This is a genomic window from Roseiarcus sp. (assembly GCF_052145395.1).
Classification (GTDB): Bacteria; Pseudomonadota; Alphaproteobacteria; order Rhizobiales; family Beijerinckiaceae; genus Roseiarcus.
This window is the reverse complement of record NZ_JBKQOT010000509.1, coordinates 1-8,707: the sequence shown is the minus strand read 5'-3', so window position 1 is coordinate 8,707 and position 8,707 is coordinate 1. Positions and strand designations below refer to the sequence as shown.

Annotated in this window: 6 protein-coding genes, 1 tRNA gene and 1 pseudogene; 4 read left to right on the top strand and 4 right to left on the bottom strand. The window is 69.2% G+C overall.

What is annotated here, in order from left to right; genetic code table 11:
• The 3 genes and pseudogenes from ACLP25_RS17475 to selD form a co-directional block, all read left to right on the top strand.
• Nucleotides 1-1,061 (top strand): annotated as a pseudogene (locus tag ACLP25_RS17475) (acetyl-CoA C-acyltransferase); the annotation flags it as partial.
• Nucleotides 1,062-1,191: 130 nt separating this feature from the next.
• The gene (locus ACLP25_RS17470) at nt 1,192-2,139 is read left to right on the top strand and encodes an alpha/beta fold hydrolase (protein ID WP_442470444.1); all 948 of its coding nucleotides are present in this window, start codon (nt 1,192-1,194) and stop codon (nt 2,137-2,139) included.
• Nucleotides 2,136-3,182 (top strand): selenide, water dikinase SelD, encoded by a 1,047-nt coding sequence (selD, locus tag ACLP25_RS17465; RefSeq protein ID WP_442470443.1) that lies wholly within the window; start codon nt 2,136-2,138, stop codon nt 3,180-3,182. The genes ACLP25_RS17470 and selD overlap by 4 nt, the downstream gene beginning before the upstream one ends.
• A 3-nt stretch (nt 3,183-3,185) precedes the next feature.
• Here the strand turns inward: selD and ACLP25_RS17460 are convergent.
• The 3 genes from ACLP25_RS17460 to selA all read right to left on the bottom strand — a co-directional run bounded on the left by ACLP25_RS17460 (nt 3,186) and on the right by selA (nt 6,667).
• Nucleotides 3,186-3,281 (bottom strand) — tRNA-Sec (locus tag ACLP25_RS17460).
• Between the two features lie 21 nt (nt 3,282-3,302).
• The gene (selB, locus tag ACLP25_RS17455; RefSeq protein ID WP_442470442.1) at nt 3,303-5,282 is read right to left on the bottom strand and encodes a selenocysteine-specific translation elongation factor; all 1,980 of its coding nucleotides are present in this window, start codon (nt 5,280-5,282) and stop codon (nt 3,303-3,305) included.
• The gene (selA, locus tag ACLP25_RS17450) at nt 5,231-6,667 is read right to left on the bottom strand and encodes an L-seryl-tRNA(Sec) selenium transferase (protein ID WP_442470441.1); all 1,437 of its coding nucleotides are present in this window, start codon (nt 6,665-6,667) and stop codon (nt 5,231-5,233) included. Before selA ends, selB begins: the two co-directional genes overlap by 52 nt.
• Nucleotides 6,668-6,987: 320 nt before the next feature.
• Between selA and ACLP25_RS17445 the strand changes: the two genes are divergently transcribed.
• Nucleotides 6,988-8,478, top strand: a complete 1,491-nt coding sequence (locus ACLP25_RS17445; protein WP_442470440.1) for a replicative DNA helicase — start codon at nt 6,988-6,990, stop codon at nt 8,476-8,478.
• A 15-nt stretch (nt 8,479-8,493) separates the two neighbouring features.
• Here ACLP25_RS17445 and ACLP25_RS17440 read toward each other — a convergent pair.
• The coding region (locus tag ACLP25_RS17440; RefSeq protein WP_442470439.1) for an ISAzo13-like element transposase-related protein at nt 8,494-8,707 on the bottom strand (214 nt) is incomplete at its 5' end.

Sequence of the window (8,707 nt, the reverse complement as noted above, 5' to 3'; positions counted from 1 at the left end):
GTCGACGACGTCGTGATGGGCGCGGCGCTTCAGCAGGGCTCGACGGGCGGCAACATCGCACGTCAGTCCGCGCTGCGCGCGGGCCTTCCGACCAGCGTCGCCGGCATGTCGGTCGACAGGCAATGCGCCTCGGGGCTCATGGCGATCGCGATCGCAGCGAAGGAGATCGTCGCGGACGGCATGAGCATCGCGGTCGGCGGCGGGCTCGGGTCATCTCGCTCGTCCAGAACGACAAGATGAACCGCTATCGCGCCATGGATCCGTGGCTGGCCGACCACCGCGACGACGTCTACATGTCGATGCTCGAGACCGCCGAGATCGTGGCGGCGCGCTACAAGATCTCGCGCGAGCGGCAGGACGAATACGCTCTGCAATCGCAATTGCGGACCGCTGCGGCGCAGGAGGCCGGCCGGTTCGAGGCGGAGATCGCACCGCTGCCGAGCGTGATGAAAGTCGTCGACAAGGCGACGGGCGCCGTCTCGGAAAAGTCCGTCACGCTGAAGCACGACGAGGGCGTTCACGCCGACACGACGCTCGCAGGACTTGCCGCGCTGAAGCCGGTCTTTACCGAGGGGATTCGGTTGGCGGAGCCGGGCCAATACATCACCGCCGGCAACGCCTCGCAATTGTCGGACGGCGGCAGCGCCTGCGTGCTGATGGAGGCGAAGCTCGCGAGCCAGCGCAACTTGACGCCGCTCGGGATCTATCGCGGCGTCACGGTCGCCGGCTGCGATCCAGACGAGATGGGCATCGGGCCGGTGTTCGCCATTCCGAAGCTCCTCAAGGCCCACGGCCTCAAGGTGGACGACATCGGCCTCTGGGAGCTCAACGAGGCCTTCGCCGTGCAGGTGATCTACTGCCGCGACAAGCTCGGTATCGACAACGACAAGCTCAACGTCGACGGCGGCGCGATCGCGGTCGGCCACCCTTACGGCATGAGCGGCGCGCGCCTCACCGGCCACGCGCTGATCGAGGGGAAGCGGCGCGGCGTCAAGTACGTGGTGGTGACGATGTGCGTCGGCGGCGGCCAGGGCGCGGCCGGACTGTTCGAAGTCGCGTGACGGGAGCGGCGTCCCACCGCTGCCCGCGGGACGCGCGGGTGGTCCCCCTCTCCCCGCTCGCGGGGAGAGGGGACGGCTGGCGCCTTCGAAGAGCGCCGCGCGCTCTCAACCTGTCGCAAGGGATGTCGTCGTGACCGATCCGCAGCACATGGCGCCGCTGGCGGCCTTTCATGGGCGTAAGCCGCCAGCGCCGCCGTGGTTCGACGCGATCATGGCGCAGGAGCCGGAGCGGACCTTCGTCGAGTTCGAGGAGGCGAAGGTCGAGGCGCTGGCCTGGGGCGAACGCGGCAAGCCCGGGCTCATGTTCCTGCACGGCGGGGCGGCGCACGCGGACTGGTGGAGTTTCATCGCGCCATTCTTCGCCGGCGAACGGCGCGTGGTCGCCTCGACCTTCACTGGTATGGGGCGCTCCGACTGGCGCGAGCATTACGTGTTCGAGCAGTTCGTGCGCGAGGCGCGCGGGGCGGGGCGCGCGGCGGGGGCGTTCGATTCCGGGCCGCCGGTCGTCGTCGGCCACTCGTTCGGCGGGCGCGTCGCGATGGGCCTGTCGCGCGACTTCGGCGACGAATTTCTTGGCGCGGTGATGGTCGATCCGCCCTTCTTCGCGCCGCAAAACTTCCGTCCGCCGGCGCCGCCGCAGGCCTCGCGCATCGCGCGGGTAAAACACTCGCTCGCGACGGTCGTCGCACGCTTCCGCCTCATGCCGCCGCAGCCGTGCGAGAACCTGTTCGTGCTCGACGCGATCGCCCGCCGCTCGGTGCGCGAGGCGGTCGACGAGGAGGGGAAGCCCGGGTGGGCGCTCTGCTTCGACCCGCATTTCTGGGAGAAATTCGGCCGCATCGACCCAACACCGATCGTCGCCGCCGCGCGTTGCCCGATGGCGCTCGTCCGCGGCGCCAAGTCGAAGCTCTTCAAGGCCGACGACGCGGATTATCTGATGAGCTTCTTGAAACCCGGCTCGCCCCATGTCGTCATCCCCGAGGCCGAGCACCATGTCATGATCGACCAGCCGCTCGCGTTCGTCTCGGCGCTTAGAGCGTTGCTGGCGAGCTGGCCTCAACGGAGGGAAACTCCATGAACGCTCCCGTCCCTCGCCTGACCGCGCTCGCTCATGGCGGCGGCTGCGGCTGCAAGCTCGCGCCATCGGTGCTGCGCGAACTTCTCGCCAGTGAGCCGGCAGCGGCGCCCTTCGCTGATCTGATCGTCGGCACCGAGACCGGCGACGACGCCGCGGTCTGGCGCCTCGACGACAAGACCGCCATCGTCGCGACGACCGACTTTTTCATGCCGATGGTGGACGACCCGTACGATTTCGGCCGGATCGCCGCGACCAACGCGCTCTCCGACGTCTACGCGATGGGCGGCCGGCCGATCTTCGCGCTCGCGATCCTCGGCATGCCGATCGACAAGATGCCGACCGCCATGATCCGCGAGATTCTACGGGGCGGCGCGGCCGCGGCGGCGGGGGCGGGAATCCCCGTCGCCGGCGGCCACTCGATCGATTCGCCCGAGCCGATCTACGGCCTCGCCGTGATCGGCCTCGTGTCGCCCGAGACCTTGAGGCGCAACTGCGACGCGCGCCCGGGCGACGCGCTGATCCTCACGAAGCCCATCGGGGTCGGCATCTATTCGGCCGCGATCAAGAAGGGCGCGCTCTCGGACGATGGCTACCGCGAAATGCTCGGCTTCATGACGCGCCTCAACGTCGTTGGCGCGGAGCTGGCGAAGGACGAAGCTGTGCACGCGATGACCGACGTGACGGGCTTCGGGCTCCTCGGCCACTCGCTCGAAATGGCGCGCGGGGCGGGCGCGACCCTGCGGCTGAAACTCGACGACGCGCCCACGCTCGCTGAGGCGGAAAGCCTCGTCAAAGCAGGCTTCTCGACCGGCGCCTCGCAGCGCAACTGGGCGAGCTACGGCGACGCCGTCGTCTTGCCGGAGGGTCTCGAGGACTGGCGCCGGCGGCTCCTGACCGACCCGCAGACGTCGGGCGGCCTGCTTGTAGCGTGCGACGCCGCGGCGGCGCCGACCCTCTGCGCCCGCATCCGTGAGGGCGGAGACCCGCAGGCCCGGATCGTCGGGTCCGTCGAGGCCGGCGAGCCGATCGTGGAAGTCGTTTGAGGCTGGCGCAGGAGAGTGGGAGTCGAACCCACCCGGGACAGGCTCGCTGCCCCACACGGATTTGAAGTCCGGACGCCCCACCGGGAGCGATTCTCCTCCAATTCCGCCGTCGTAGCCGCTTCATTCGATTCCGAACAGGTCCAGCCGATGGCGGTTGACGCGCCTGAGGTCGCCCTTTCGCAGGGTCACGCCGTGGCGATCGAAAAATTCGAGGATCTGGATCGCGACCTTGCGGCCGTTCTCCACCCGATCGCGGAACTGGGCTGCAGTGAAGGCGCCGTCGGGGGCGCGTTCCGTCAGATCGGCGATGATCGCCGTCATCTCCCTGACCGTCGCCCGGAGAAAGAAATGGTCGTGGGCGACTTCGTCGACGCGACCCATTCGGCCCGCTCGCTTGAGGAGGCGGCGGACGTCCGTCTCGGCGCGGCCGGTCGAATTCGCGATGTCGCGCACCCGCGGCGGACGGAACCGCTCTGCCCCGCCGATGAGCGGCGCGATCGTCTCCCAGGCGGCTTCGTCTGCCGGCGCGAGACGGACTTCGTGCGACGGCAGCCGGACGAAGGCGCCGTCGAGGACGACGCCGCCTTCGCGCGCGAGCTTCTGCAGCGCCGCGTCGAACGCGGGCTTCAGCAGGCTCGGCGCGAGCGCCATCCGAAGCTGCTCCCGACCGACGCCCTGAAGGTCCGGGTTGTCGGCGTGATAGGCCGCGATCCGCTCGACGGCCGCGGCGGAGAAGGCGCGCCAGCGCTCGGGCGTCAGCGCGGTCCTCTGCTCGTTCGCCGCAAGCACCACGAGGTCGAGCGCCGCCGCGAGCGCCTCCGTCCGCTCGGCCGAGAGGCCGCGGTCGCGGGCGAAGACGGCGAGATCGCCGGCGAAGGGCGGCGCGGTGAGAAGCGCGGCGAAAGACGCGGTGGGGTCGGCGATCGCCAGCGCCGCCCGCTGCGCGCGCCGCTCGGGCGTCCGGCGCTTCCTCGCCGGCGGCCTGAGGTCGAGGAACCGTCCGCCGCCCAGCGTCAGCCGGGCGGAGACGTCGCGGACGATGAAGCGATCCTGGGCCGCCGCGGCGATCGGCTGGTCGAGCACGAGCTGCACTTCGGCCTCGGCGCCGGGCGCGATCGGCCCGTCCCCGAGCGGCGCGATCCGCGCGCCCACTTCCACGGCCGCATGATGCAGGCGAACCGGGAACCAGGAGGCGATCGGCTTCGGCGCGTCGGCCGAGACGCGAAGGAGCGCGTCGATGCGCGCGGTCGGCGCGTGAAGCTCCGGATCGAGCACCACGTCGCCGCGGCCAATCGCGTCCTTCTCCACCTCCGCGCCCGCCAGATTGAGCGCGCACCGGTCGCCGGCGCGGGCGGTCTCGCTCGCGCGGTTTTGCGCGTGCAGGGAGCGCACGCGGGCGGCAAGGCCGGACGCGCTGATCAGGACCCTGTCGCCGACCCGTACCGACCCCGCGAGAACCGTCCCGGTCACGACCACCCCGACGCCGGCGAGCGTGAACACCCGGTCGACCGGAAGCCGGAAGCGGGCGTCTTCGGACTTCTCGCGCCGAGCGCCGGCGACGGCGGCCTCGATATGTGCGCGCAAAACGTTGACGCCCTCACCGGTCAGCGCCGAGACCGCGAGGACGTCGGCGCGAGTAAGCGTCGTCCCGGCGATCATCGCGCGCGCCTCTCGTGCGACCTCGGAGAGCCGCTCGGGCGAAGCGAGATCGGCTTTGGTGATGACGACGACGCCGCGCTCGACGCCGAGCAGGTCGAGGATCGCCAGGTGCTCGCGCGTCTGCGGCATGATCCCGTCGTCCGCCGCGATCGTCATGAGGGCGAAATCGACGCCGCTCGCGCCCGCCAGCATCGTGTGGACGAAGCGCTCGTGGCCGGGAACGTCGATGAAGCCGATGGACGTCCCCGCTGCCGTCGCCATGAAGGCGAAGCCGAGATCGATGGTGACGCCGCGCGCCTTCTCTTCCTTGAGGCGGTCGCCGTCCACTCCGGTCAAGGCCTTCACCAGAGCCGTCTTGCCGTGGTCGATGTGCCCGGCGAGACCGACGATCACGACGTCCCGTCCGGCGGCGCGCTCCGCGCCGGCGCCTCGGCGTTCCAATGCTGCAAGTTCGAGAGAAAGGCGTCTTCGTCGTCGAGGCAGCGCAGGTCGAGCACGAGGCGGCCGTCGTCGATCCGCCCGACGACCGGCCGCGGCAGGGCGCGCAGCCTGCGGGCGAGATCCTCGATCGCCCGCCCGCCTGCGTCAGCGCGGATGGCGAGGCCGGCGCTGGCGATCGTTTCGAGCGGCAGCGCTCCGGATCCGATCTGGCTCCGGCAGGCTGAGGTCTCGACCGCGAACGCATCTCCGAGCGCGAGAGCGACAAGGGGCAGAAGGCGCTCCGCCTGGGCCTCGATCTCCGTGAGCGGCCGGGCGAGGGAGCGCAAGGACGGCAGGCGCGCGGCAAGCCGGCCGGGATCGCGATAGAGCTTTAAGGTCGCCTCGATGGCGGCGAGCCGGATCTTGTCCACGCGCAGCGACCGCTTCATCGGATTGCGGTTGACCGCCGCGATCAGGTCGCGACGGCCGACGATGAAGCCCGCCTGCGGCCCGCCGAGCAGCTTGTCGCCGGAGAAGGTAACGAGGTCGGCGCCGTCGGCGACCACTTCGCGGACCGTCGGCTCCCTCTCGAGACCGTAAGCCGCAAGATCGATCAGCGTCCCCGACCCGAGATCGTGCAGGAGCGGGACGTTCGCCGCCCGCGCGATTCCAGCGAGCTCCGCCGTTCCGACCTCGGCCGTGAAACCCTGGATGCGGTAGTTCGACGTGTGGACCTTCAGGATCGCGCCGGTCTCGGACGTCAAAGCCTCGCGGTAGTCCTTCGCATGGGTGCGGTTGGTCGTGCCGACCTCGACGAGCCGGGCGCCGGCGCGCGCCATGATGTCCGGCATGCGAAAGGCTCCCCCGATCTCGATCAGTTCGCCGCGCGACACGATCGCCGCGCGTCCGCCGGCGAGCGTGTTGAGGCAGAGGAGCACGGCGGCCGCATTGTTGTTCACGACCGTCGCGTCCTCGGCCCCGGTCAGGGCTGAGACGAGCGCCCGGACGTGGTCGTCGCGCTCGCCCCGCCTGCCGGATGAGAGATCGAACTCGAGCGCCACCGCGCAGCGCATAGCCGCGACCGCCGCCTCGATCGCCGCCTCGGCCAAAATCGCCCGCCCGAGATTGGTGTGCAGCACGGTGCCGGTCAGATTGAACAGCGGCCTTAAAGCCGACCGGTCTTCCGCCTCGAGCCGCGCGAGGCTCCGGGCCGCGATGTCCTCGGCGCTGGGCGCTACGGCGGCGCCCGCCTTAAGGACGGCGCGGGCCTCGTTCAGCGCCTCGCGCACGGCCTCGGTAAAGGCGGGGCGGCCGAAACGCTCGACGAGGGGCCCGGCGGCCGGCGCGTTCAGCACCGCGTCGACCGAAGGCAGGTCGCTGAGGCGCGCGGGTCTCACGCCATCCATTGGAGCCTCAATCTCCCTCATCGCCGGTCCGTCGTGATTCCCAGCATAGCGCAGACTCGACAGGCTGGAGAACGGCGGCCCTTCGAAAGTCAAGCGCGTCGTGACGCGCCGTAGCGTGGCGTGAATAGCGGGGACAAGGCGGCGCCTCCTCCAAAGGATTGTTGGCGGCGGCCGGCGGCGGCGTTATGCCCCGGCCGGGATCGAGAGGGGCCCTCGAAAATTTGTCGTTGTCGGAGCCGCTGGCGTATCCTCGCGTTGCTGATTCGCGTGTTTTCGCGTTCGCCCAAGACCCCAACCGCTGAAAGACGCTCTCAACGCCCATGGCGACAGTCGAAGCCTTGATCCAACGCGCATCGGCGCCGCAGGAGCGCGCCTATCGCGTTCCTCCCGCGAACGTCGAAGCCGAACAGGCCCTACTCGGCGCGATCCTGATCAACAACGACGCCTTCGACCGCGTCTCCGATTTCTTGCGCAGCGAGCATTTCGTCGAGGAGATTCATCGCCGGATCTATGAGATCGCGGGCACGATGATCCGGCAGGGCAAGCTCGCGACGCCGATCACGTTGAAGACGTTCCTCGGCGAGCACGACCTCGGCGGCATGACCGTGCCGCAATATCTCGCGCGGCTCGCGACCGAGGCCACCACCATCATCAACGCCTACGACTACGGACGCAGCATCTATGACCTCGCGCTGCGCCGCGAACTGATCGGAATCGGCGAGGACGTGGTCAACGTCGCCTATGACGCGCCGGTCGATTCGAGCCCGCGCGAGCAGATCGAGGAGGCCGAGCGGCGCCTCTACCAGATAGCCGAGGGCGGCCGCTACGACGGGGGTTTCCAGCGCTTTTCCGACGCTCTGAAGATCGCCGTGGACATGGCCGCCAAGGCGTACGAACGCGAAGGCTCGCTTTCGGGCATCGCCACCGGCCTTCATGACCTCGACCGCTACATGGGCGGCCTGCAGGCGTCCGACCTCGTGATCCTCGCGGGGCGCCCGGGCATGGGCAAGACGGCGCTTGCGACCAACATCGCCTTCAACATCGCCCGCGCCTACGAGGGACGGACGCGCGCCGACGGCGTCATGGAGACGGTCAACGGCGGAATCGTCGGCTTCTTCTCTCTGGAAATGTCGGCGGAGCAGCTCGCAACCCGCATCATCGCCGAGCAGTCCAGCGTCGCCTCCTACAAGATCCGGCGCGGCGACATCACCGAGGGGGACTTCCGCCGGGTCGCCGACGCGGTCACCGAGATGCAGTCGATCCCGTTCTACATCGACCAGACCGGCGGCATCTCGATCGCGCAGCTCACCGCGCGCGCCCGGCGCCTCAAGCGCCAAAAAGGCCTCGACCTTCTGGTCATCGACTACCTTCAGCTTCTCTCCGGCTCAAAGTCGCGGAACGACAACCGCGTCCAGGAGCTGACCGAGATCACCACCGGACTGAAGGCGCTGGCCAAGGAGCTCGCCGTACCGATCCTCGCCCTCTCCCAGCTCTCGCGCCAGGTCGAGTCCCGCGACGACAAGCGGCCCCAGCTTTCGGATTTGCGCGAGTCCGGCTCGATCGAGCAGGACGCCGACGTGGTGCTGTTCGTCTATCGCGAGGAATACTATCTCAAGAACCGGGAGCCGCGGCCGGGCACCCAGGAGCACATCGACTGGATGACGCAGATGGAAAGCGCCCACGGCCGCGCCGAAGTCATCATCGGCAAGCAGCGGCACGGGCCGACCGGCACGGTCGAGCTGCAGTTCGACGCCGAGGTGACGCGGTTCAGCTCGATCGCGCGGGAAGACACAATCCCGGAAATCCGCTAAGGGCTCGTCAGGAAACTACAGCTTCGTCGCGGTTGGGCGGGGTTTGATTGTGTAATTCCATTCGCCTTGGAAATTGGCCCGGGCGAGATTGAGAGAGGCCATCTGGTCGTCGGTGACGGCGACGCCCTTGGGGTAGGGATTGGGGTCGAGTTCGCAGAAGACTTTCAGTCCGGTTTCGGTGGTCGTGGAGGAGATCAGCTCAGAACGCGCAAGCTCTTGCAGGTCCAGC

Bases quoted from the DNA above. Each gene is read 5' to 3' on its own strand.
- ACLP25_RS17445 (WP_442470440.1), top strand. From the start codon at position 6,988: ATGGCGACAGTCGAAGCCTTGATCCAACGCGCATCGGCGCCGCAGGAG.
- selD (WP_442470443.1), top strand. From the start codon at position 2,136: ATGAACGCTCCCGTCCCTCGCCTGACCGCGCTCGCTCATGGCGGCGGC.
- selA (WP_442470441.1), bottom strand. From the start codon at position 6,667: ATGGATGGCGTGAGACCCGCGCGCCTCAGCGACCTGCCTTCGGTCGAC.